Genomic DNA, 22,092 nt, shown 5'->3' on the forward strand with positions numbered 1-22,092 from the left:
CGGTTCGGTGCGTGATCATCGCGGGATGGAACCGTCGTCCCCGCCAGAAGTTCGCCGCGGCGCAGCAATTTTGCGGTCCGGTGTCAGCCCCGGGCCGGCCGGAGGTCCGGAAGCGGACTCACAGAAATAGAAGGGGGTGCGGGGGAATACCTTCCCCCGCCCCTTGTCAGGCCCGCAACGTCGCGCCCGTCGCCTTGGTGACGGCCGCGACGATGCGGTCGGCCGCCGCCTCGATCTGCACATCCGTCAGCGTCGCCTCGCGCGGTTGCAGTGTGACCTGGATGGCGAGGCTGACCTTGCCCTCCGGCAGCTTGTCCCCGGCATAGCGGTCGAACAGCGCCACCTCGGTGATCAGCGCCTTGTCGGCGCCGCGGGCGGCGCGCAGCACCGCCTCGGCCGGCACGCCCGCATCCACCAGGAAGGCGAAGTCGCGCCGCAGCGGCTGGAAGGCCGGCAGGTCGGGCGCGCCCTTCTTCCGGCGCTTCGGCTCCTGGATGGCATCGAGGAAGACCTCGAAGGCGACCGCCGGCCCGGCCAGGTCGAGCGCGGCGCGGACCTTCGGATGCACCTCGCCGAAGGTGGCCAGCACCGTCTTCGGCCCCTGGCGCAGCACGCCGCTGCGGCCGGGGTGGTAGAAGCCCGGCGCATCGGCGGTGACCGTCACCGCCGCCATCGGTACGCCGAGCGCGGCCAGCACCGCCAGCGCATCGCCCTTGGCATCCATCGCGTCCACGGCACGGGAGGGCTCCGCCCAGTGCCGCGGCGTGTTGCCGGCCCGGATGCCGGCGACCACGGACAACTGCCCGGTCGGCGAGGGGTCGCGGTAGGCCGCACCGAGCTCGGCCAGCGCCACGTCCGGCCAGCCGCGGGCGGCATTGCGTGCCGCGGCCAGCAGCAGGCTGGCGACCGGCGTCGGGCGCATCTGGTCGAGGTCGGCGGCGATCGGGTTCTCCAGCCGGGTCGCGTCCGGGGTCTCGCCGAAGAGCGCCGCGGTCTTCCGCTCGAGGAAGCCGAAGCTGACGCAGTCCAGCATGCCGCGCGCCGCCAGCACCCGCCGGGCCAGCGCCGCGCGCGCCTGCTTCGGCGTCAGCGCCGGCGGCGGGACGATGCCTGCCACGGGCAGCGACATGGCCGGGATGGTGTCGAGGCCGCGGATGCGCAGCACCTCCTCCACCAGGTCGGCCTCCGGCTCGACCGCGGCGCAGCCCTCGGCCGCGGCGCGGGCGCGCTCGGGCGGCAGCCCCGGGTCCTGGTCGAGGTGCATCGGCGCCGCGATGTCGTTGCGCCAGGAAGGGACGGCGACCGTGACCTTCGCCGCATCGCGCGCCTGCACCGCGAAGCCGAGCCGCTCCAGGATGCCGACCGCCTCGTCCGGCGGGACCTCGGCGCCGCCGAGGCCGGCCAGCCGCTCGAAGCGGAGCGTCGCGCTGCGCTGCCAGGCGGGCGGCGTGCCGGCGGCGGAGACCTCGCTGGCCTCGCCACCGCAGAGCTCGATCATGAGCTGCGTGGCGAGGTCGAGGGCGAGCGGCGGCAGGGCCGGATCGACGCCGCGCTCGAAGCGGGCCCGGGCATCGGTGCGCACGTCATGCCGCCGGCCGGAGAGGGCGATGCGCACGGGGTCGAAGAGCGCGCATTCGATGAAGCACTCGGTGGTGCCCTCGTCGCAGCCGGAATGCTCGCCGCCGATGATGCCGCCCAGCGCCTCCGGCCCCGCCGCGTCGGCGATGATGCCGTCCTCGGGCGTGAGGTCGTAGGTCTTGCCGTTCAGCGCGACCAGGCTCTCGCCCTCCCGCGCCATGCGCATGGTGAGCACCTTGCCCTTCACCTTCGCCACGTCGAAGACGTGCAGCGGCCGGCCGAGGCCGTAGGTGAAGAGGTTCGTCACGTCCACCAGCGCGTTGATCGGGCGGAGGCCGATTGCCACGAGCCAGTCCTGCAGCCATTTGGAGCTGGGCCCGTTCCTCACCCCGCGGATGGCCCGGCCGAGGACATGGTCGCAGGCCCGCGGGTCGGCGATCTCCCAGCGCAGCGGCGAGGGGTAGGCCGCCTTGACCTCCGGCCGCGGCAGCGGCTTCAGCCGGCCGAGGCCCGCCGCCGCGAGGTCGCGCGCGATGCCGTGGACCGACAGCGCGTCGCCGCGGTTCGGCGTGACGCCGATCTCGACCACCGGATCGTCCAGGCCGGCCCAGGTCACGTAGGTCTCGCCGACCGGCGCGTCCTCGGGCAGGTCGATGATGCCGGTATGGTCGTCGCCGAGGCCAAGCTCGCGGGCGGAGCACATCATGCCCTCGCTCTTCACGCCGCGGATCTCGCCGGTCTTGAGCGTAATGCCGGTGCCCGGGATGTGGTCGCCCGGCAGGGCCAGCACGCCCTTCATGCCGGTGCGGGCATTCGGCGCGCCGCAGACGACCGAGAGCAACTTGCCGTCGCCGGGATCCACCTTCAGCGCGCGCAGCCGGTCCGCATTCGGGTGCTGCACCGCCTCGACCACATGCGCGATGCGGAAGGAGGCCAGCGCCGCGCCGCGGTCCTCCACGCCCTCGACCTCGAGGCCGATGCGGTTGAGCACCGCCAGGATCTCGGCCAGCGACGCCTCGGTTTCGAGATGCGCCTTCAGCCAGGACAGGGTGAACTTCATCTCACACGCCCTCCGCCAGCGAGGGGGGCGAGAGCGGGTCGGAGGCCCAGTGGCGCAGCCAGCGCACATCGCTCTCGTAGAAGGGCCTGAGGTCGGGCATGCCGTGCTTCAGCATGGTGATGCGCTCGATGCCCATGCCGAAGGCGAAGCCCTGCCACACCCGCGGGTCGATGCCGCAATTGGCCAGCACGCGCGGGTGGACCATGCCGCTGCCCAGGATCTCCAGCCAGTCGCCGCCCTTGCCGAGTTCGCCTGTCTTCCGGTTCCAGCCGATATCGACCTCCATGGAGGGCTCGGTGAAGGGGAAATACGAGGCCCGGAACCGGACGGGCAGGTCGCCGATGCCGAAGAAGGCTCTGAGAAAGTCGATCAGGCAGCCCTTGAGATGGCCGAGGGTGATGCCGCGGTCGATCACCAGCCCCTCCACCTGATGGAACATCGGGCTGTGCGTCGCGTCGTGGTCGGCGCGCCAGGTACGGCCGGGGACGATGACGCGGATCGGCGGCTCCTGCGCCACCATGGTGCGGATCTGCACCGGGCTGGTATGGGTGCGCAGCACCGGCCGCCGCCCGTTCGAGCCGGGGGCGACGGGCAGGTAGAAGGTGTCGTGGTCCTGCCGGGCCGGGTGGTGCTCCGGGATGTTGAGGGCGCCGAAATTGTGCCAGTCGCTCTCGATGTCGGGTCCTTCCGCCACCGAGAAGCCCTGCGCGCCGAAGAGGGCGATGAGCTCCTCCATCGTCCGGCTGATCGGGTGGATGCCGCCCTGCTCGGCGCCCGCCGGCGGGTACACGCGCGGCGGCAGGGTCACGTCCATGCGCTCGGCCCGTAGCCGGGCCTCGAGCGCGGACTCCTCCAACGCGACGCGGCGGGCCTCGATCGCCGCCTCCAGCGACTGCTTCAGGCGGTTGAGCGCGGCGCCGCGCTCCTTCCGCTGCTCGGCCGGCACCTGGCCGAGGCCCTTCAGCAGCGCGGTCAGCCTGCCGCTCTTGCCCAGCGTGCCGACGCGCACCGCGTCCCAGGCGCGCAGGTCGGCAGCGGCGGCGAGGGCGGCCGCGGTCTCGGCCTCCAGCGCGGCGAGGTCGTCACCCGACATGGTCGTCTCGCTCATGGATCTTGGTTCCGGATGAACAGAAAGGGCCGCACCCTGCCGGGAGCGGCCCTTCCTTGGCGTCGGTCTTCCGAAAAGGGAAGGGTCAGGCGGCCTGCTTGGTCACCGGACGCGCGGCGCGGGCCTTCTCGACCAGCGCGGCGAAGCTCGCCGGGTCGTCGAAGGCGATCGCCGCCATCACCTTGCGGTCCAGCTCGATCCCCGCGGCCTTCATGCCGGCGATGAACTGGGAATAGGTCATCCCGTGCTCGCGCGTCGCGGCGTTGATCCGCTGGATCCACAGCCCGCGGAAGTCGCGCTTCTTGTTGCGGCGGTCGCGATAGGCGTATTGCAGCGCCTTCTCGACCCGCTGCAGCGCGGGGCGGTAATTCGTGCTGGAACGACCGACATAGCCCTTGGCGAGCTTGAGGATCTTCTTGTGACGGGCGTGGGCGGTGACGCCGCGCTTCACACGTGCCATGGCGCGCTCTCCTTACCGGACCAGACCGTAGGGGGCCCACTGCATGACAGTGAGGCCGTCCTGGTGGCGCAGCACCTGCGTGCCGGTGTTCTGCCGCTTCACCTTGGAGGAGCGGTTGCGCAGCATGTGCCGCTTCTTGCCCGGGCCGGCCAGCACCTTGCCGGTGGCGGTGGTCTTGAAGCGCTTCTTCACAGAAGACTTCGTCTTCATCTTGGGCATTTCGGACCTCCTGGGGTCGGGAAGCGTCCCCATAGGCGGAATGCCTGAAGGGGACGCGGGAACGCGGCCGGGCATGCCCACACAAGCACCGGCGCGCGGAGAGGGGCGGCGTATAGCCATGTGTCCCGGCGGTTGCAAGCGCGATCGGGCTTGCGCCGCCCCCGGGCCGCCCCATAGCAGGCGGCAGGACGCACCGCGGAGGGCCCGCCCATGCACCGCCTGCTGCCGGCCCTGGTCGGCCCGATGCTGCTCGCCGCCGCCGCCGCGGCGCAACCCGCCGCCCCGCCCGGCTGGGAGAGCCGCGACTACACCGCCTGCCTGGACCGCGCCGGCGGCGTCACCCCGGCCATGATCCAGTGCAGCGGCGAGGAGACGGCGCGCTGGGACCGCCGGCTCAACGCCGCCTATGGCACCATCCAGCAGGACCGCCGTTGGAGTGCCGGGACCAAATCCCTCCTGCGGGAGGCGCAGCGGGCCTGGATCGCCTATCGTGACGCCGCCTGCCGGGCCGAGGGCGAGCTGGAAGCCGAGGGCGGCACCCTGGCCCGCATCGTCGCGGCGGACTGCGTGGCCAGACTGACGGCCGGGCGGGCCGGCGAGCTCGAGCAGCTCCTGCGGGATCAGGCCAGGCAATAGGCAAGGGGCCCGCATCCGGGACGGCAATGAGAGGGAGACGATGACCGAGGGCATCCTGATCGGCCGGGGCGACCGGCCCTGCGAGCTCCTGCTCAGCCGCGCCAGCCGCCACGGCCTCGTCGCCGGCGCGACGGGCACGGGCAAGACCGTGACCCTGCAGGTGATGGCGGAGGCCTTCTCCCGCGCCGGCGTCCCGGTCTTCTGCGCCGACATCAAGGGCGACCTCGCCGGCATCGCCGCCCCGGGCAGGCCGAACCCGAAGCTCGAGGCCCGGGCGCATGAGCTGGGCGTCGCGGGTTTCGCCTATGAGGCGGCGCCGGCCATCTTCTGGGACGTCTTCGGCCAGCAAGGCCACCCCTTGCGCGCGACGGTCGCCGAGATGGGCCCCCTGCTGCTGTCGCGCATGCTGGAGCTGAACGACACGCAGGAGGGCGTGCTCAACATCGCCTTCAAGGTGGCCGACGACGACGGGATGCTGCTGCTGGACTTCAAGGACCTCCGCGCCATCCTGACCCATGTCTCGGACCGCGCGGCGGAGTTGCGCGGCCATTACGGCCAGGTCTCGAAGACCACCATCGGCACCATCCAGCGCCGGTTGCTGGTGCTGGAGCAGGCCGGGGGCGAGCAGTTCTTCGGCGAGCCGGCGCTCTCGCTGCAGGACCTGATGCTGGTCACGCCCGACGGCCGCGGCGCGGTCAACGTGCTGGCCGCCGACAAGCTGATCCACAGCCCGCGCCTCTACGCCACCTTCCTGCTCTGGCTGTTGAGCGAGGTGTTCGAGAAGTTGCCGGAGGTCGGCGACCTCGACAAGCCCAAGCTCGTCTTCTTCTTCGACGAGGCGCATCTGCTCTTCCGCGACGCGCCGAAGGCGCTGGTCGAGAAGGTGGAGCAGGTGGTCCGGCTGATCCGCTCCAAGGGGGTGGGGATCTATTTCGTCACCCAGAACCCGCTCGACCTGCCGGCTGCCGTGCTGGGGCAACTCGGCAACCGGGTGCAGCACGCGCTGCGCGCCTTCACCCCGGCCGAGCAGCGGGCGGTGAAGGCGGCGGCCGAGACTTTCCGGCCCAACCCGCGCCTCGACGTGGCCGATGCCATCACCCACCTGGCGGTGGGCGAGGCGCTGGTCTCCACCCTGCAGGCGGACGGCACGCCGAGCATGGTGGAGCGCGCCCGCATCGTCCCGCCGCGCGGCCGCATCGGGCCGCTGACGCCGGAGGAGCGGGCCGAGGTCATCCGGCGCAGCCCGCTGGCCGGCCATTACGACCAGGCGGTGGACCGCGAGAGCGCCTATGAGATGCTGGTGGGCCGCGCGACCGCGGCGCCGGCCTCCGGCCCCTGGCAGGCGGCACCGGCGCCGGTGCGCAACGACAATCCCTGGGGCGGCGTCAGCCTGCCGCCGCGGCCGATGCCCGAGGCGCCGGCGCGCCATGGGAACGTGCCGCAGGCCCCTCGCCGCGAGGCGCCGGGGCCCTGGGGCGGGTCGGCGCCGCCGCAGCCAGGGGCCCAGGGCGGCGGATGGGGCGACATCCTCGGCACGGTGCTGACCGGCAACCACGGGCGGCGGGAAGGTGCCCTGGAATCCATGGCGAAGAGCGCGGCGCGCAGCGTCGGCAGTTCGGTTGGGCGGCAGATCGGCAATGCCGTGCTGCGCGGGGTGCTGGGCAGCCTGATGAAGCGGTAGCCGGAGGCGCGCCGACGGTTGGGGCCGTCATGCCAGCCATTCCGCCGCTGGCGGCCCCCGGTGGTAGGCAGGGCTTGGCCCGGGGGCAGGCGGGGGGCATATCTGCCCCCGCCATGGTTCCCTTCCGCAAGATGCACGGCCTGGGCAACGACTTCGTCGTGCTCGATGCAAGGCGCAGCGACCTGCCCATCACCCCCCACCGGGCTGCGGCCATCGCGGACCGGCGCTTCGGCGTGGGCTGCGACCAGTTCATCCTCCTGGAGCCGGGGGCGGAGGGCGCCGATGTCTTCATGCGCATCCGCAACCCCGACGGGTCGGAGGCCGGGGCTTGCGGCAATGCCACGCGCTGCATCGCCTCCCTGGTCGCGGCGGAGGCGGGCAAGGATCGCGTCGTGGTCCGCACCGTCGCCGGCGACCTGCCGGTGGAGCGCCTGCCGGACAATCTCTGGCGCGCCGATATGGGCCCGGCGCGCCTCGGCTGGCGGGAGGTGCCGCTGGCGCGGGAGGTGGACACGCTGCACCTGCCCATCGGCGCCGGCCCGGTCGCGGACCCGGCGGCCTGCTCCATGGGCAACCCGCACGCGACCTTCTTCGTCCGGGACCTCGCGGCGCTGGACCTGGCCGCGATCGGCCCGGTGCTGGAGCACGACCCGATTTTCCCCGAGCGGGCCAATATCGGCTTCGTCCAGGTCCTCTCGCCGGAGCACATCCGGCTCGCGGTCTGGGAGCGCGGGGCGGGGCTGACGCTTGCCTGCGGCTCCGGTGCCTGCGCCGCGCTGGTCAATGCCGCCCGCCGCGGCCTGACCGGGCGGCGGGCCACGGTGACGCTGCCCGGCGGCGACCTGGTGATCGAGTGGCGGGAGGACGGGCATGTCCTGATGACCGGCCCGGTCGCCACTGCCTTCACCGGCGAGATCGACCTCGAGGCCTATCCGGCATGAGCGGCCCCGAGCAGGTCGAGGCGCCGGCCGCCCTCGGCGACGCCGGCGGCATCGAGGTCCTGACCTTCGGCTGCCGGCTCAACACCTACGAGTCCGAGGCCATGCGCGACCTGGCCGCGAAGGCCGGGCATGCGCGGACCATCGTGGTGAACACCTGCGCCGTGACGGCGGAGGCCGAGCGGCAGGCCCGTCAGGCCATCCGCAAGGCGTCGCGCGACAACCCAGGCGCGAACATCGTGGTAACAGGCTGCGCCGCGCAGATCGCGCCGGAGCGCTGGGCCGGCCTGCCCGGCGTCGCCCGCGTCATCGGCAATGCCGACAAGCTGAAGCCGGAGACCTGGGCGCTTGACGCCCCGCCCGCGCCGGTCACCGACATCATGGCGGCGACCGAGACCGCGGCGCATCTCGTGACGGACTTCGCCGGCCGCGCCCGCGCCTTCGTGCAGGTGCAGCAGGGCTGCGACCACCGCTGCACCTTCTGCGTCATCCCCTTCGGCCGCGGCCCCTCGCGCAGCGTGCCCATCGGCGCCATCGTTGAGCAGGTGCGCGCCCTGGTCGCGCGCGGCTACCGCGAGGTGGTGCTGACCGGCGTCGACATCACCAGCTACGGGCCGGACCTGCCGGGGCGGCCGAGCCTTGGGCAGATGGTCCGCCGCCTGCTGGCCCTGGTGCCGGAGCTGCCGCGGCTACGGCTCTCCTCGCTCGATCCGGTCGAGGTGGATGACGACCTCTGGCGGCTGATCGAGGGCGAGGAGCGGCTGCTGCCGCACCTGCACCTCTCCCTGCAGCACGGCGCCGACCTGATCCTGAAGCGCATGAAGCGGCGGCACCTGCGCGCCGATGCGCTGGCCTTCGCCCGGCGGGCCCGGGCCCTCAGGCCGGACATGGCCTTCGGCGCCGACCTGATCGCCGGCTTCCCGACCGAGACGGAGGCGCAGTTCCGCGAGACCCTCGACCTGGTGGCCGAGATGGAACTCAGCTTCCTGCATGTCTTTCCCTATTCCGAGCGGCCGGGAACGCCGGCGGCACGCATGCCGCAACTGCCGGTGCCGCTGCGCAAGGAGCGCGCCGCGCGCCTGCGGCAGGCCGGGGCCGAGGCCGCGGCGCGCTTCTACGCGGGACGGCTGGGGCGGGAGGAACAGGTGCTGTTCGAGCGTGACGACCGCGGCCACACCGCGCATTTCGCCCCCCTGCGCCTGGTCGGCGGCACCGCCGCACCGGGCGAACTCCGCCGCGTCAGGGTGACCGGCATGGCGCCGGACGGTCTGCTGGCCGAAAGCGAAGCGCGCAGCCCGCACGCGGATGCCGCCTGATGGCGCTGCGCGACTGGATCACCAAGCTCCGCGGCAAGGAGGCGCCGCCCGCCGAGACGCCGCTCTCCCCGCCGCCGGGCGTGCCGGCACCGCCGGTGCCGCCGACCGGCGCGCCGACCCTGCCGCCGCCGGCCGCGCCCGACATCCCGGTGCCGCCCCTGCCGCCGGAGCCGGTGCCCTTCACGCCGCCGAGCCCCCTGGCCCGCACCGGCAGCGAGCCGGCGCCCCTGGCCGAGCCGCCGCCGTCGCCCGAGACGGAGCTTCGCCCGCGCGACGACGAGGCCGCGCTGCGGGAGGTGGAGGCGCGCGAGGCGGCGGAACGCGACCTCGCCGGGCCCGAGGGGCTGGAGGGCGCCGCGACGCCCTTCGAGCCGTTGCCGACCGACGACGCCGTCCCGGCGCCGGTCCCGGCCGGGCAGGCCGAGGCCGGGACGCCGGAGCCGCAGGACGGCGCCGATGGGCGCCGGGGTTGGTTCTCCCGCCTCCGGGCCGGGCTGTCCCGCTCCACCGCCAAGCTGACCGAGAGCGTCACCTCCCTCTTCAAGAAGCGCCGCCTGGACGAGGAGGCGCTGGAGGAGCTCGAGGAGACGCTGATATCGGCCGATCTCGGCGTCGCCGCCTCCCGCCGCATCGTCGAGGGCTTCCGCCGGACGCGCTTCGGCAAGGAGGTGACGGACGAGGAGGTGAAGGCGGCGCTGGCCGAGGAAATCGCCGCCATCCTCGCCCCCGTCGCGCAGCCCATGCCGCTGGACCCGGCGCGGGCGCCGCATGTGGTGCTGGTGGTCGGCGTGAACGGCACCGGCAAGACCACGACCATCGCCAAGCTCGGGCAACAGTACCGGGAGCAGGGCCTCGCCACCGCTTTCGTCGCCGGCGACACCTTCCGCGCCGCGGCGGTGGAGCAGTTGCAGATCTGGGGCGAGCGCACCGGCTGCCGGGTGCACACGCCGGTGAAGGAGGGCGCGGATGCCGCCGGCCTCGCCTTCGACGCGCTGAAGGCGGCGCGGGAGGACGGCACCCAGGTGCTGCTGGTGGACACCGCGGGCCGGCTGCACAACAAGTCGGCGCTGATGGAGGAGCTGCGCAAGGTCATCCGCGTGATGAAGCGGGTGGACGAGAGCGCGCCGCATTCCGTGCTGCTGGTGCTGGACGCGACCACCGGCCAGAACGCCATCCAGCAATGCAAGGTGTTCGGGGAGATGGTGAACGTCAGCGGCCTCTGCGTCACCAAGCTGGACGGGTCGGCCAAGGGCGGCGTGGTGGTGGCCCTGGCGCAGGAATTCGCCCTGCCCGTGCATTTCGTCGGCGTCGGCGAGAAGGCCGGCGACCTCCGGCCCTTCGAGGCGCGCGACTTCGCCCGTGGGCTGATGGGGCTGGACTGACCGGCGCGGGGGCTTAGGGTCGCCCGGGACGGATCGCCGGAAGGCCGGATGGCCCGGGGGCGTGAATCCGCCTCGACACCGATCATGCCTGGCGGGCCGGATGGCCCGTCCGGGTGGAGTACCCCGCCATGACCGCTGCCCCGATCAGCCGCTACCCCGTCCCGCGCCTCTCCGACCTGCCGGAGGACATCCGCGCCCGCATCGAGAAGGTGCAGGAGAAGTCGGGCTTCATCCCGAACGTCTTCCTCATGCTGGCCTACCGGCCCGAGGAGTTCCGGGCTTTCATGGCCTACCACGACACGCTGATGGACAAGCCCGGCGGCCTCTCCAAGGCGGAGCGGGAGATGATCGTGGTCGCCGTCTCCTCCCACAACCAGTGCCAGTACTGCGTCATCGCGCATGGCGCGATCCTGCGCATCCGGGCGAAGAACCCGCTGATCGCCGACCAGGTCGCCGCCAATTTCCGCAAGGCCGACATCACGCCGAAGCAGAAGGCGATGCTGGAATTCGCCCTCAAGGTCACCCAGCGCGCCAACGAGGTGGAGGAGGCCGACAGCGCGGCGCTGCGCGACCTCGGCTTCAGCGACGACGACATCTGGGACATCGCGGCCATCGCCGCCTTCTTCGGCATGTCGAACCGCATGGCCAACATCACCAGCCTGCGGCCGAACGACGAGTTCTATTCGATGGGGCGCGGCTGATGACGGAACTGCGCTGGGAGCGGATGACCGGGCCGGAGCTGAAGGCCCTGGCCGCGAGGGATGCGCTGGCGGTGCTGCCGGTCGGCAGCCTGGAGCAGCACGGGCCGCACCTGCCGGTCTGGACCGACAGCTTCTGCGCGCATGAGATCGCGCTGCGCGGCGCCGCCGCGGCGGGCGACCTGCCTGTCGTGGTGCTGCCGCCGATGTGGATGGGACTGTCGGAGCATCACCTGCCCTTCGGCGGCACCATCACCCTGGACCATGCCACCTTCCACGCCGTGCTGCGCTGCGTCGTGCGCTCGCTGCTCGCGGATGGCTTCCGCCGGCTGCTGATCGTCAATGGCCATGGCGGCAACAAGGACCCGCTGGCGGTCAGCACGCGGGAACTGGCAGTGGAGTTCGGCATCCCCATCGTGGTCACCACCTGGCCGAGCCTGGCGCCGAAGGCGATTGCGGACACGCTGACCACCCAGCCCGGGATCCAGCACGCCTGCGAGGGCGAGACGAGCCTCTGGCTGGCGCTGGATGCGGCGCAGGTCCGCAAGGACAGGCTGGAGGCGGCGATCTCCAACCCGCCGCCCGACCCGCCGCCCGGCATGGTGCGCTTCTGGTCCTTCGAGGAGCGGGCGCCGCGCACCGGCGTCCGCGGCGACCCGCGGGCCGCGACGGCGGAGAAGGGCGAGGCCATCCTGGCCGCGGTGACGCAGGCGCTGGCCGCGGCCATGCGCGACAAGGCGCTGTGGAGCACGCCCGATGACGTCTGGACACCCGGCCGCGGCCAGCGCTGACCCAGGCCGGGGGCCAGGGAAATCCTCCCTCAGTAGGAGAACGGCGCCTGCAGCCTGACCCCCGGCGCGGGCTTGAACAGCTTGTCCTCCAGCAGGTCCGGGCTGCCCTGGTCCACCTGGCCGCGGCCGGGCATGCTGCGGTTGATGATGCTGGGGTTCAGCCGGGTACGGTCCTGTTCGACCACCTTCGGCCCTTCCCGGCTGCGGTCAGGCACCGGCGCCGCGCTGGAATTCGGAACCTGGCCGCCCTTCATCGAGGGCGGCGGTACGGCGGGCTGCTTCGGCAGTTCGAGCGGCGGCGGCTTCCGCCCGCCACGCCCCACCTGCTGCGCCCCGGCCGGCAGGGCGGCCAGCGCCAGGGCCAGTGCGGCCAGCAGGCCCCGTCGGCGCATCACAGCGCGGCTTGCCGCGGCATCGGCCGCATGCCGCGCGGGTCCTCGGCCGGGTTGCCCACAGGCGCGCCGAGCGCCTGGCCCTCCAGCGCGCGCCAGCGGTGCAGCGCCCAATGGACCGAGGGGAAGGCGATCTCCTCCCAGGGGAGTTCCTCCCAGGCGAAGAGGCGGCATTCCAGGCTCTCCGGCCCCGGCGCGAAGCCCGGGCTCTCGAAGCCGGCGCGGAAGATCACCTGCACCTGGCCGATGCGGGCGATGGAATAGACCGCCATGACGCCCTCGAGCGCGATGCGGGCCTGGGCTTCCTCCCAGGCCTCGCGCCTCGCGCCTTCCTCCACCGTCTCGGCCATTTCCATGTAGCCCGCGGGCAGGGTCCAGAAGCCGCGGCGCGGCTCGATCGCCCGGCGGCAGAGCAGGATCCGCCCGCCTTCCGAGACGACGCTGCCCACCACGATCTTCGGGTTCTCATAGGCGACGAAGCCGCAATCGGGGCAGGTCAGCCGCTCCCGGTCGTCGCCGGGCGGAACGGTGCGGATGAAATCCGGCATGGCCCGACGATGGGCGGGACCGGGCGCGCATGCAAGGGGGCAGGAAACGGCAGGTGGAAAGCCGCTCGCGCTTCATCCTGTGCTCCGGAACACAGGGTGATGCCCCTCGATGATCGTATTTCCAGGAATGGGAATGCCGGACACGGGGCATCTCCGACACTCTCCTGACGCTGGCTTCAGGCTGCCGGCGGCGCCCTGCACCATCGCGCTAGGCAACGTCCAATGACACAAGTCGACTCCGATCTTGCATGGCTTCGCAGCTATGCACCCGAGGACACCGCGCCACCGCTGCAGCGGGCACGCGTTCAGCAGCTTCACAAGACCCTCACTGCCGCGATCGCCGGCGGCCGGCTGCCCTTCACGATCGGCATGTTCGGGGGGTGGGGCACGGGCAAGACGACCACCCTCGGTCTGCTGGCCAACCGCATCCTGGACGGCGGAGCGGACGCGCCCCGCGTGATCTACTTCAATGCCTGGAAATATGCAGGCTTCATGGAGATCGTGCCGTCGCTGATCTACAAGGTCCTGAAATACGGCAACCACCCGCAGAAGGATATCGGCGCGCGGATCAGCGCCATCATGCTGTCGCTCGGCAAGGCCTATGCCGACCGGCTCGGGGGCTGGGCGGCCCATTGGTGCGGCTTCGACCCGACCGAGGTGGCGCGTGAGACCTACGAGGCTGTGCAAATAGTCCGGGACGGCATCGCCGCCGTGCCGCCGAAGGTGGTGGACGCCTACTATACCCAGATCGACCAGGCGCAGGACCTCCTCGCCAGCGTATTTTCCGACCCGAAGAGGGTGACGGTCGTCCTGGTGGACGAGCTCGACCGCTGCGACCCCGATGAGGCCTTCGCCGTCATCAAGCAGCTCCGGGTCTTCTTCGCCATGCGGAACCTGCCGATCGCCTTCGTCATCTGCGCCAACCCCGAGCCGATAGGACTGTCGGTCCGACATAAATTCGGTCTGCATGACGCCGGCAGCGACTACGAGAACCGCCTGATCCTGGAGAAGTTCATCGACATCTACGTCGACATGACCGAGCCGCTGGAGCTGGGAAGCTTCGTCCGCTGGCTCTGGGAGCAGCAGAAGCGGAACATCGGCGATCATGCCCTGGTCCATAGACTGGACGAGCTCTATGTGAAATGTGACCCGCAAGAAGACACGATGCGGAACGTCACGGCATTGCAGGCGATCACTTCGGACAATCCGATGTATGCCAACCTTCGCCTGCTCCGGAAGACCTTCGAGCGGGTCTGCTCGCGCAGGTTCTCGAACAGCCACATGCTCTGGACGGCATGGCATCTCGAACTGGCGGAGCAGATGGACCAGCCCTTCCGGCGCGATATCGCGACGACTTCCCTCGAGATCAGGCATGTCGCCATCGACGCCTATCGTCGGGTCTTTCAAACCCCCCTGGATTGGGCCGGCAACAAGCTCCGGTTGCAGAGCAATCCCGAGGGCACCGTGTTCTGTGCCTATCGCAGCGCGTTCTGGGAAGCGTACAGGGCACGCTATGCCGACATAAAGGACCAGCCGGACCCGGAACTTCGCCAGCGCGCGACCATCATGGGCCAGTGGATGCGGGATTACCGGCGCATGGAGTTCCTCGCATTGCTAAGCCTGTTGCCCGCGGCAAAGCCGGACGCCCGCGGCGAGCGGGGCGCCCGCAACCTGAGCGCCTTCCTGCCCGGGATCGAGGAAACCCAGGGCCAATTCGGCTGGCTCCTGGCGAATTACTGACGGCGCGCTGCGGCTCGCGTCAGACGCGCAGGTCGAGCAGCGAGCCGCGCGGCATGGGCCGGCCCGGCTGGGGCGGCACGGCCTCCAACGGGCGCTGCGGGGCGGTGGCGCCGTCCTGCGCGCGGGTCGGTGCCGCCGGCGCGATGCCGCGGACCGGCTGGGTCTCCCCCGGGCGGCCGACCGCGGGGGTGAAGGCGCTGAGCGAGTTGGTGGCGATCATGCGCAGGATGGTCGCACCGAGCGCCGAATCCACGGTTAAGGCCACCCGCCGGGGCGGGCGGTACCGGGAAGCGGCGGGGGCGGCGGCGATGCGCATGCCCCCGCCTTACGCGAGGCGGGCGTTAACCTGCCAATAACCAATGGTTGGGTCGCGGAAAGGCGATCACGCCCATGGGGCCTGTGCCCTCCGGCGCCCTATTCGAGCGCGGCCACGCCCGGCAGGGTCTTGCCCTCCAGCCATTCCAGGAAGGCGCCGCCGGCGGCCGAGACATAGGTCATGCGGTCCGCCACCCCGGCATGCTTGAGGGCGGAGACGGTGTCGCCGCCGCCGGCGATCGATTTCAGCCCGGCCGACTGGGTCAGCGCCGCCACCGACTGCGCGACCGCGACCGTCGCGGTGTCGAAGGGCGGCGTCTCGAAGGCGCCGAGCGGGCCGTTCCAGACCAGGGTGGAGGCCTGGCGCAGCCGCCCCTCGATCGCCGCCACCGTGTCCGGCCCGACATCGAGCGCCATCATGTCGGCCGGCACGGCATCGATGCCGACGGTGCGGGTCGGGACATTCGCCGCGAAGGCGGCCGCCACCACGAGGTCGATGGGCAGCAGGATCTCGCAATTGTTGCCCTTGGCCTCTTCCAGGATCTGCCGGGCGGTGTCGTGCATCTCGGCCTCCTGCAGCGACTTTCCGACCGAATGGCCCTGCGCCGCGAGGAAGGTATTGGCCATGGCGCCGCCGATGACCAGGACATCCACCCGAGAGGAGAGATTGCCCAGCAGGTCGAGCTTGGTGCTGACCTTGGCGCCGCCGACGATGGCGACCACCGGGCGGGAGGGATTGCCGAGCGCGGCATCCAGCGCCTCGAGCTCGGCCTGCATCAGGCGGCCGGCATAGGCCGGCAGCAGCTTCGCCACGCCCTCGGTCGAGGCATGCGCCCGGTGGGCGGCCGAGAAGGCGTCGTTGACATAGGCATCCGCGAGCTTGGCGAGGCCCTTGGCCAGCTCAGGGTCGTTCTTCTCCTCGCCGGCGTGGTAGCGGGTGTTCTCCAGCAGGATGACGTCGCCGTCGCGCATCGCCGCGGCGGCCGCCTCGGCCTCCGGCCCGATGCAGTCGTCGACGAAGCTGACGGGCCGGCCGAGCGCCTCGCTCAGCGCCTCCGCCATCGGCCGCAGCGACATCTCGGGCACGCGCTTGCCCTTGGGGCGGTCGAAATGGCTGCAGACGATGACGCGGCCGCCCTTCTCCGCGAGCTCGCGGATGGTGGGTGTCAGGCGCTCGATGCGGGTGCGGTCGGTGATGCGGCCGTCCTTGACCGGGACGTTCAGGTCGGCGCGGAGCAGGACGCGCTTGCCGCGGGGGTCGAGATTGTCGAGCGTGCGGAACTTGGCCATCGGGAAGGTCCCTTCGATGGCGCCCGCCGCAACGGCGCCCCCCGACCTCCGGGATCGGGGGAAGGTCGGGTGGGCGCCGGGGTGGTGAGGCTCAGAGCTTGCCGAAGAGCGCCATCGTGTCGCTCATGCGGTTGGAGAAGCCCCACTCGTTGTCGTACCAGGACAGCACGCGGACCAGCGCACCATCGACCACCTGGGTCTGGCTGGCGTCGAAGGTGCTGCTGTGCGGGTCGTGGTTGAAGTCGATGCTGACCAGCGGCGCGGTGTTGTAGCCGAGGATGCCCTTCAGCTCGCCCTCGGAGGCCGCCTTCATCGCGGCGTTCACCGCCTCCTTCGTCACGCCTTCCTTCTTCGGCACGAAGTCGAGGGAGACGAGCGAGACGTTCGGCGTCGGGATGCGGATGGCGGTGCCGTCCAGCTTGCCCTTCAGCTCCGGCAGCACCAGGCCGACGGCCTTGGCCGCGCCGGTCGAGGTCGGGATGGCGCTGACCGCCGCGGCGCGGGCGCGGTGCAGGTCCTTGTGCAGCGTGTCCACCGTGTTCTGGTCGCCGGTATAGGCGTGGATGGTGACCATGTAGCCGCGCTGGATGCCGAAATTGTCGTGCAGCACCTTCGCCACCGGCGCGAGGCAGTTGGTGGTGCAGGAGGCGTTCGAGATGACCGTCATCTCCTTGGTCAGCGTGTTGTGGTTCACGCCGTAGACGATCGTCGCATCGGCATTGTCGCCGGGGGCGGAGATGACGACCTTGCGCGCGCCGGCCTGGATCAGGGCGGAGGCCTTCTCCTTCGACGTGAAGATGCCGGTGCACTCGGCGGCCACGTCGACGCCCTGGAAGGGCACCTTGGTCGGGTCGCGCTCGGCGCTGACGGTGATCGGCGCATAGGTGCGGCCATTCGCCTTGATCAGCAGCTTGTTGCCCTCGACCCCGACCTCGCCGGGGAAGCGGCCATGGACGCTGTCGTAGCGCAGCAGGTGGGCATTCGCCTCGACCGAGCCGAGATCGTTGATGGCGACGATCTCGATATCGTCGCGGCCGCTCTCGATGGCGGCGCGCAGTACCAGGCGCCCGATGCGCCCGAACCCGTTGATGGCGACCTTCACGGCCATTGTTCGTCTTCCTTCTTCCGAACCGCTATCCTAGAGCATCCCCCCGCCGCCTGTGCAGCGGCGGGATGCTCCCGCCCGTTGATTTGCGGAGCAGATCCACACCGCCGCGTGTTTCCGGCCTGCGGCGGTCTGCTCCGGGGGTCTCAGCCCAGCCGCTTCTTCACCGCCGCGGCGACCGCCTCCGGCGTGATGCCGAAATGGCGGAACAACTCCTCGGCCGGCGCCGAGGCACCGAAGCCGCTCATGCCGATGAAAAGGCCGTCCGGCCCCAGCCAGCGTTCCCAGCCGAAGCCGATCGCGGCCTCCACCCCGACCCGCAGCGCGCTGCCCAGCACCGCATCCCGATAGCTGGCGTCCTGCGCGGCAAAAAGTTCCCAGCAGGGCAGGGAGACGACGGCCACCGGGACCCCCTCCGCCTCCAGCGCCGTCCGGGCGGCCAGCGCCGTGCTCACCTCGGAGCCGGTGGCGATCAGCGTGGCGCGGCGGGGGCCGCTCGCCTCCTCCACCACATAGCCGCCACGGGCGCAGCGGTTCTCCCCGGCATCGCCGCGGAAGGCCGGCAGGTTCTGACGGGAGAGGGCGAGGACCGAGGGGCCGTCGGCGCGCTTGACCGCCAGTTCCCAGCACTCGGCCGTCTCCATCGCATCGCCCGGGCGGAAGACCGCGAGGTTCGGGATGCACCGGAGGCCGGCGAGCGTCTCGACCGGCTGATGGGTCGGGCCATCCTCGCCGAGGCCGATGCTGTCATGCGTCAGCACATGGATCACCCGCTGGCGCATCAGCGCCGCGAGGCGAATGGCCGGGCGCATGTAGTCGGCGAAGACCAGGAAGGTGCCGGAATAGGGGATGATGCCGCCATGCAGCGCCATGCCGTTCATGGCGGCGGCCATGCCGTGCTCCCGCACGCCCCAATGGATGTAGCGGCCGGCGAAATTGCCGCGCTGGACGGAGGGGACGCCCTTCACATTGGTGTTGTTGGAGCCGGTGAGGTCGGCCGAGCCGCCCACCATCTCCGGCACCGCCGGCACCAGCGCCTCGAGCGCCTTCTGCGAGGAGACGCGCGTGGCGAGCTTTGGCTTGCCCTCGGCGAGCGAGGCGCGGAGCGCCGCCAGCGGCTCGTGCCAGGCTTCCGGCAGCCGGCCGGCCATGGCGCGCTCGAACTCCGCCTGCATCGGGTGCTTGGCGAGGCGCTTCAGCCAGGAATGCCGCGTGCCGGCGCTGCGGCGGCCGGCGGCCTGCCACTTCTCCCGTAGCCCGTCCGGCACCTCGAAGGCCGGGTAGTTCCAGCCGAGCGCGCTCTTGGCCGCCTCTGCCTCCTTCGGGCCGAGCGGGCTGCCATGCGAACCGGCGGTGCCGGCCTTGGTCGGCGCCGAGAAGCCGATGATGGTACGGCAGGCGATCAGGGTCGGCTTGTTCGACTTGCAGGCCCAGGAGAGCGCCGCCGCGACCTCGGCCGGGTCATGCCCGTCCACCCGGCGGACCGCCCAGCCATAGGCCTGGAAGCGCTTCAGCGTGTCGTCGGTGAAGGAGAGGCCGGTGTCGCCGTCGATGGTGATGCTGTTGTCGTCGTAGAGGACGCAGAGCTTGTCGAGCTGCAGATGGCCGGCGAGCGAGGCGGCCTCGTGGCTGATGCCTTCCTGCAGGCAGCCGTCGCCGCAGATCGCCCAGGTACGGTGATCCACGAGGGACTTGCCGAAGCGCGCGGCCAGCAGGCGCTCGGCCAGCGCCATGCCGACGGCATTGGCGATGCCCTGGCCGAGCGGGCCGGTCGTGGTCTCGATGCCCGGATGCTCGCCGTATTCCGGGTGGCCGGCGGCGGGGGAATGGAGCTGGCGGAAGCGCTGCAGCTCCTCGATCCCCATGCCGGCATGCCCCGTCAGGTGCAGCAGGGCATAGAGCAGCATCGAGCCGTGGCCGGCCGACAGCACGAAGCGGTCGCGGTCCGGCCAGCGGGGATCGGCGGCGTCGAATTTCAGGAATTTCGTGAAGAGCACGGTGGCGGCATCCGCCATGCCCATGGGCATGCCGGGATGGCCGGACTTCGCCTTCTCCACGGCATCAATTGCGAGCGCCCGGATCGCGTTCGCCATCTGCCGCTCTTCCGTCACGGGCCGGGCAAGGATCGCGGCCTGCGCCTCGAGGGCCGGATTGGGGGCGTCGGGGCTCGGGGCAAGACTGGCCACAGCAGAGGTCTCCGGATCGCCCGGCCCTATACGTCGATGGGCGCGGGGCGGCAACCGCGACCGGCAGCCGCTGGGATGGCGACTGCCGGTATTGCCGCGCCGGAAGGAGAGTTTATTCTGACATCGTCAGGAGCTGCCGGGCCGATGCGCGTGGTCGACCAGATTCCGAAGATGGAGCCCGCCGCCCTGGCGGCGCTGCGCGCCAATGCCATGCGGTGGATCGAGCAGGGCACGGACCGGCAGAAGCGCGAGGCCGAGACCATCCTGCTGGCGATCGAGGTCGAGGAGCGTTGCCGTGTCCGCGCGAAGTCGGAGGCGGAACTCGGGCGCAAGGCCGCGATCGCCGAGCGGACGCGCAACCGGGGCCTGCACGACAGGGTGGTGGAGGCGTGCAGGGCAAGGCCGCTCGCGGCCTGGGAGGTGGAGGTTCTCCGGGCCATCGCGGCCGATCCGGGGCGCGATTCCGACAGCCTGGCGGAAGCCATCAACAAGGGCGGCGGGGGCTACATCAACCTTGCCGTGGGAAGCCTCTGTTCGGAGCGCGAGCCCTGGCTTGGGACCGCGCCGCCGGCCGAGGACGGCTCCGCCCCCAAGGTCTATTCGGCCCTGCTGATCGACTTCACCCGCCATGAGGATGCTTCGGGCCGCGTCTGGCACGGCTGGACGCTGAAGCCCGCGGCCGAGACTGCCCTGCGACAACTCGGCATTCTCTGAGCGGCGCTGGCGGCGCGCCGCTGCAGCGCGGTATAGAGCACGTCCATGGATACGCCCGCCCCCGCTCCCTACCGCGAAGGCCTGCCGCCACAGCCGCCCGGGCCGCCGGAGGGCGAGCAGCATTTCACGAGTTCCGAGACCGTCCGCGACCTCGTGATCGGCATGGCCGATGGGCTGACCGTGCCCTTCGCGCTGGCGGCCGGCCTCTCTGGCGCGGTGGCCGCCAACCCGCTGATCGTGACCGCGGGCCTTGCCGAGATCGCCGCGGGCTGCGTTGCCATGGGCCTCGGCGGCTACCTCGCCGCGCGGACGGATGCGCAGCACTACACCGCCGAGCGACAGAGGGAGGAGGCGGAGACCCACAGCTACCCCGACCGGGAGAAGTGGGAGGTCGCCGCCATCCTCCACCGCTACGGGCTGCGTGGCGAGACGCTGCAGCGCGCGACGGAGGCCGTCGCCTCCGACCGCCGGCGCTGGGTGGACTTCATGATGCGCTTCGAGCTGGAGCTGAGCGAGCCGGCGCCGGGGCGCGCGGCCCAATCGGCGGCGACGATCGGCGGCGCCTATGTGGTGGGCGGGCTCATCCCGCTCTCGCCCTATATCCTGCTGACGGAGACCGCGACGGCGCTGGCGGTGAGCTGCGCGCTGACCGGCGCGGCGCTGTTCGGCTTCGGCTGGCTGAAGGCGCGGGCGACCGGCCTGCCGCCGCTGCGCGCAGCGGCGCAGACGCTCGGCATCGGCGGGCTGGCCGCGGCCGTCGCCTATGCGGTGGCGAGGCTGGTGGGCGGCTGAGCGGACCGTCCGAACGTAGATCACTTAATTGTGGGCAATCTGGCAAACCGTCCAGGTCTCCTCAGTCTCCTCGGCGCAGGGCGGTGGCCCATCGGCAGCCCGCCTGCTGCACCTTCCGCATGACGCGACCCGGGAGACTGACATGTCCGATGCCAGCCTGCAGACGCTCGCGCCCACCACCGAAACCCGGCCCATCCTCGGCGGCGAAACCACCGTCACCCTGACCTCCGCCGCGACGCTCGCCGCGCTCGGCATCCAGGTCGCCCCGCTCGGCTCGGCCAGCGTGGATGCCGGCGCCGGCGACCCGGTGGCCTTCTTCCCGATCACCGGCGGCACGGCGGGCGATGCGCCGGGCATCACCCAGATCCTGCACGAGGGCAGCGGCCTCGCGCTCTCGACCCATGCCGGCACGATCGAGCTCACGGATTTCCGCATCGACACGCTGTTCGGCACCATCGCCGGCGACGTCGCTGTGAACGGATACACCGTGCCGAATGTCGCGCTGTTCAGCCTGGGCGCTGATGGCGCCACGCTGACGCTGACCCCGATCGTCGCGCAGACCGTCGGCGGCGTGCTGGGCGCGCCGGCGGTGACGCCGGATGTCGTCATCGGCCTGGCCGATACCTTTCCCTCGACCGGGCCCGATGTCGTCCTCCTGCCGCACGAGAGCGACACCCAGCCCTTCGTCGGCGGCGAGACGCTGGTGACGCTGACCTCGGCGCCGGTGCTCGCCTCGCTCGGCATCGAGGTCGGGCTGACCGGCTCGGCGGGCCTCGATGCCTCCGGCGCCTTCCCCGTAGCCGATTTCCCCGTCACCGGCGGCACGGCCGGGCTGGGCGAGAGCCTGGTCATCCTGCACCAGGGCAGCGGGCTGACGCTCTCCAACGCTGCCGGCTCGCTCGACTTCGCCGATTTCATCGTGGATACCAAGGACAGCGCGATCTATGCGAATGTCTCGGTCTACGGGCAGCTTTCCGGCAATATCGCGGTCTTCGAGATCGGCCAGGACGCGACGCTGACGCTCACGCCCTTCGTCGCCGACCTGGCGAACCAGGTCTTCGGCACCACCGCCATCACCGCGGAGGTGCCGATCGGCACGGCCGCCCCGATGCCGGAGCTGTTCATCGCCTGACGCGGCGCGGG

Annotated in this window: 21 protein-coding genes; 11 read left to right on the forward strand and 10 right to left on the reverse strand. The window is 71.5% G+C overall.

The genetic code is table 11. The features are described 5' to 3' along the window. Positions 1 to 166 precede the first annotated feature (166 nt). From pheT to rpmI, 4 genes are all read right to left on the reverse strand, one after another. Positions 167 to 2,638: a phenylalanine--tRNA ligase subunit beta gene (gene pheT, locus Q7A36_RS19885; protein ID WP_305105483.1), complete on the reverse strand. Its 2,472-nt coding sequence runs from the start codon at positions 2,636 to 2,638 to the stop codon at positions 167 to 169. Between the two features lies 1 nt (position 2,639). Continuing rightward, entirely contained in the window at positions 2,640 to 3,731 is a 1,092-nt protein-coding gene (pheS, locus tag Q7A36_RS19890) for a phenylalanine--tRNA ligase subunit alpha (RefSeq protein ID WP_370655687.1), read from the reverse strand. Between the two features lie 100 nt (positions 3,732 to 3,831). Beyond that, positions 3,832 to 4,206: a 50S ribosomal protein L20 gene (gene rplT, locus Q7A36_RS19895; protein ID WP_305105485.1), complete on the reverse strand. Its 375-nt coding sequence runs from the start codon at positions 4,204 to 4,206 to the stop codon at positions 3,832 to 3,834. A 12-nt stretch (positions 4,207 to 4,218) separates the two neighbouring features. Next, positions 4,219 to 4,425 carry a 50S ribosomal protein L35 gene (gene rpmI / locus Q7A36_RS19900; RefSeq protein ID WP_305105486.1) on the reverse strand — a complete coding sequence of 69 codons (207 nt, stop codon included), beginning with the start codon at positions 4,423 to 4,425 and terminating at the stop codon, positions 4,219 to 4,221. A 210-nt stretch (positions 4,426 to 4,635) separates the two neighbouring features. On the opposite strand from rpmI, the gene Q7A36_RS19905 reads away from it, so the two are divergent. The 7 genes from Q7A36_RS19905 to Q7A36_RS19935 all read left to right on the forward strand — a co-directional run bounded on the left by Q7A36_RS19905 (position 4,636) and on the right by Q7A36_RS19935 (position 11,867). Further along, complete coding sequence (locus Q7A36_RS19905) at positions 4,636 to 5,061, forward strand: lysozyme inhibitor LprI family protein (protein ID WP_305105487.1); 426 nt, start codon at positions 4,636 to 4,638, stop codon at positions 5,059 to 5,061. A 40-nt stretch (positions 5,062 to 5,101) separates the two neighbouring features. Continuing rightward, positions 5,102 to 6,742, forward strand: a complete 1,641-nt coding sequence (locus Q7A36_RS19910) for a helicase HerA-like domain-containing protein (protein ID WP_305105488.1) — start codon at positions 5,102 to 5,104, stop codon at positions 6,740 to 6,742. Positions 6,743 to 6,855: 113 nt separating this feature from the next. Beyond that, complete coding sequence (gene dapF / locus Q7A36_RS19915) at positions 6,856 to 7,683, forward strand: diaminopimelate epimerase (protein ID WP_305105489.1); 828 nt, start codon at positions 6,856 to 6,858, stop codon at positions 7,681 to 7,683. Then, entirely contained in the window at positions 7,680 to 8,996 is a 1,317-nt protein-coding gene (gene mtaB, locus Q7A36_RS19920) for a tRNA (N(6)-L-threonylcarbamoyladenosine(37)-C(2))-methylthiotransferase MtaB (RefSeq protein ID WP_305105490.1), read from the forward strand. Before dapF ends, mtaB begins: the two co-directional genes overlap by 4 nt. Before the next feature lie 494 nt (positions 8,997 to 9,490). Beyond that, a complete protein-coding gene (gene ftsY, locus Q7A36_RS19925; RefSeq protein WP_305105513.1) occupies positions 9,491 to 10,378 on the forward strand; it encodes a signal recognition particle-docking protein FtsY in 888 nt (295 codons plus the stop codon). A 128-nt stretch (positions 10,379 to 10,506) separates the two neighbouring features. Then, entirely contained in the window at positions 10,507 to 11,079 is a 573-nt protein-coding gene (locus tag Q7A36_RS19930; RefSeq protein ID WP_305105491.1) for a peroxidase-related enzyme, read from the forward strand. Next, positions 11,079 to 11,867 (forward strand): creatininase family protein, encoded by a 789-nt coding sequence (locus Q7A36_RS19935; protein WP_305105492.1) that lies wholly within the window; start codon positions 11,079 to 11,081, stop codon positions 11,865 to 11,867. The genes Q7A36_RS19930 and Q7A36_RS19935 overlap by 1 nt, the downstream gene beginning before the upstream one ends. Before the next feature lie 29 nt (positions 11,868 to 11,896). Here the strand turns inward: Q7A36_RS19935 and Q7A36_RS19940 are convergent, their stop codons facing one another. Continuing rightward, positions 11,897 to 12,259, reverse strand: coding sequence for a hypothetical protein (locus Q7A36_RS19940; protein ID WP_305105493.1), 363 nt, complete (start codon positions 12,257 to 12,259; stop codon positions 11,897 to 11,899). After that, a complete protein-coding gene (locus Q7A36_RS19945) occupies positions 12,259 to 12,807 on the reverse strand; it encodes an NUDIX hydrolase (RefSeq protein ID WP_305105494.1) in 549 nt (182 codons plus the stop codon). The genes Q7A36_RS19940 and Q7A36_RS19945 overlap by 1 nt, the downstream gene beginning before the upstream one ends. A gap of 222 nt (positions 12,808 to 13,029) precedes the next feature. Between Q7A36_RS19945 and Q7A36_RS19950 the strand changes: the two genes are divergently transcribed. Next, complete coding sequence (locus Q7A36_RS19950; RefSeq protein ID WP_305105495.1) at positions 13,030 to 14,547, forward strand: KAP family P-loop NTPase fold protein; 1,518 nt, start codon at positions 13,030 to 13,032, stop codon at positions 14,545 to 14,547. 19 nt (positions 14,548 to 14,566) lie between these two features. Here the strand turns inward: Q7A36_RS19950 and Q7A36_RS19955 are convergent, their stop codons facing one another. From Q7A36_RS19955 to tkt, 4 genes are all read right to left on the reverse strand, one after another. Then, positions 14,567 to 14,800, reverse strand: coding sequence for a hypothetical protein (locus tag Q7A36_RS19955; protein ID WP_305105496.1), 234 nt, complete (start codon positions 14,798 to 14,800; stop codon positions 14,567 to 14,569). 161 nt (positions 14,801 to 14,961) lie between these two features. After that, positions 14,962 to 16,152 carry a phosphoglycerate kinase gene (locus Q7A36_RS19960; protein WP_305105497.1) on the reverse strand — a complete coding sequence of 397 codons (1,191 nt, stop codon included), beginning with the start codon at positions 16,150 to 16,152 and terminating at the stop codon, positions 14,962 to 14,964. Positions 16,153 to 16,243: 91 nt separating this feature from the next. Continuing rightward, positions 16,244 to 17,260, reverse strand: coding sequence for a type I glyceraldehyde-3-phosphate dehydrogenase (gap, locus tag Q7A36_RS19965; protein WP_305105498.1), 1,017 nt, complete (start codon positions 17,258 to 17,260; stop codon positions 16,244 to 16,246). Between the two features lie 143 nt (positions 17,261 to 17,403). Continuing rightward, positions 17,404 to 19,443: a transketolase gene (gene tkt, locus Q7A36_RS19970; protein ID WP_305105499.1), complete on the reverse strand. Its 2,040-nt coding sequence runs from the start codon at positions 19,441 to 19,443 to the stop codon at positions 17,404 to 17,406. 144 nt (positions 19,444 to 19,587) lie between these two features. Here tkt and Q7A36_RS19975 point away from each other — a divergent pair, with 144 nt between their 5' ends. From Q7A36_RS19975 to Q7A36_RS19985, 3 genes are all read left to right on the forward strand, one after another. After that, positions 19,588 to 20,157 carry a hypothetical protein gene (locus Q7A36_RS19975; protein WP_305105500.1) on the forward strand — a complete coding sequence of 190 codons (570 nt, stop codon included), beginning with the start codon at positions 19,588 to 19,590 and terminating at the stop codon, positions 20,155 to 20,157. A 45-nt stretch (positions 20,158 to 20,202) separates the two neighbouring features. Then, the gene (locus Q7A36_RS19980; RefSeq protein ID WP_305105501.1) at positions 20,203 to 20,949 is read left to right on the forward strand and encodes a VIT1/CCC1 transporter family protein; all 747 of its coding nucleotides are present in this window, start codon (positions 20,203 to 20,205) and stop codon (positions 20,947 to 20,949) included. A 142-nt stretch (positions 20,950 to 21,091) separates the two neighbouring features. Next, positions 21,092 to 22,081, forward strand: a complete 990-nt coding sequence (locus Q7A36_RS19985) for a hypothetical protein (protein WP_305105502.1) — start codon at positions 21,092 to 21,094, stop codon at positions 22,079 to 22,081. Positions 22,082 to 22,092 lie beyond the last annotated feature (11 nt).

It is taken from the genome of Paracraurococcus lichenis (assembly GCF_030657435.1).
GTDB classification, from domain to species: domain Bacteria; phylum Pseudomonadota; class Alphaproteobacteria; order Acetobacterales; family Acetobacteraceae; genus Paracraurococcus; species Paracraurococcus lichenis.

Coding starts and splice junctions, on each gene's coding strand:
- pheT (WP_305105483.1), bottom strand. CDS start 2,638: ATGAAGTTCACCCTGTCCTGGCTGAAGGCGCATCTCGAAACCGAGGCG.
- Q7A36_RS19910 (WP_305105488.1), top strand. CDS start 5,102: ATGACCGAGGGCATCCTGATCGGCCGGGGCGACCGGCCCTGCGAGCTC.
- Q7A36_RS19930 (WP_305105491.1), top strand. CDS start 10,507: ATGACCGCTGCCCCGATCAGCCGCTACCCCGTCCCGCGCCTCTCCGAC.
- Q7A36_RS19985 (WP_305105502.1), top strand. CDS start 21,092: ATGTCCGATGCCAGCCTGCAGACGCTCGCGCCCACCACCGAAACCCGG.
- gap (WP_305105498.1), bottom strand. CDS start 17,260: ATGGCCGTGAAGGTCGCCATCAACGGGTTCGGGCGCATCGGGCGCCTG.
- Q7A36_RS19975 (WP_305105500.1), top strand. CDS start 19,588: ATGCGCGTGGTCGACCAGATTCCGAAGATGGAGCCCGCCGCCCTGGCG.
- mtaB (WP_305105490.1), top strand. CDS start 7,680: ATGAGCGGCCCCGAGCAGGTCGAGGCGCCGGCCGCCCTCGGCGACGCC.
- Q7A36_RS19935 (WP_305105492.1), top strand. CDS start 11,079: ATGACGGAACTGCGCTGGGAGCGGATGACCGGGCCGGAGCTGAAGGCC.
- dapF (WP_305105489.1), top strand. CDS start 6,856: ATGGTTCCCTTCCGCAAGATGCACGGCCTGGGCAACGACTTCGTCGTG.
- Q7A36_RS19980 (WP_305105501.1), top strand. CDS start 20,203: ATGGATACGCCCGCCCCCGCTCCCTACCGCGAAGGCCTGCCGCCACAG.
- rplT (WP_305105485.1), bottom strand. CDS start 4,206: ATGGCACGTGTGAAGCGCGGCGTCACCGCCCACGCCCGTCACAAGAAG.
- rpmI (WP_305105486.1), bottom strand. CDS start 4,425: ATGCCCAAGATGAAGACGAAGTCTTCTGTGAAGAAGCGCTTCAAGACC.
- pheS (WP_370655687.1), bottom strand. CDS start 3,731: ATGTCGGGTGACGACCTCGCCGCGCTGGAGGCCGAGACCGCGGCCGCC.
- Q7A36_RS19960 (WP_305105497.1), bottom strand. CDS start 16,152: ATGGCCAAGTTCCGCACGCTCGACAATCTCGACCCCCGCGGCAAGCGC.
- Q7A36_RS19950 (WP_305105495.1), top strand. CDS start 13,030: ATGACACAAGTCGACTCCGATCTTGCATGGCTTCGCAGCTATGCACCC.
- Q7A36_RS19940 (WP_305105493.1), bottom strand. CDS start 12,259: ATGCGCCGACGGGGCCTGCTGGCCGCACTGGCCCTGGCGCTGGCCGCC.
- Q7A36_RS19945 (WP_305105494.1), bottom strand. CDS start 12,807: ATGCCGGATTTCATCCGCACCGTTCCGCCCGGCGACGACCGGGAGCGG.
- Q7A36_RS19905 (WP_305105487.1), top strand. CDS start 4,636: ATGCACCGCCTGCTGCCGGCCCTGGTCGGCCCGATGCTGCTCGCCGCC.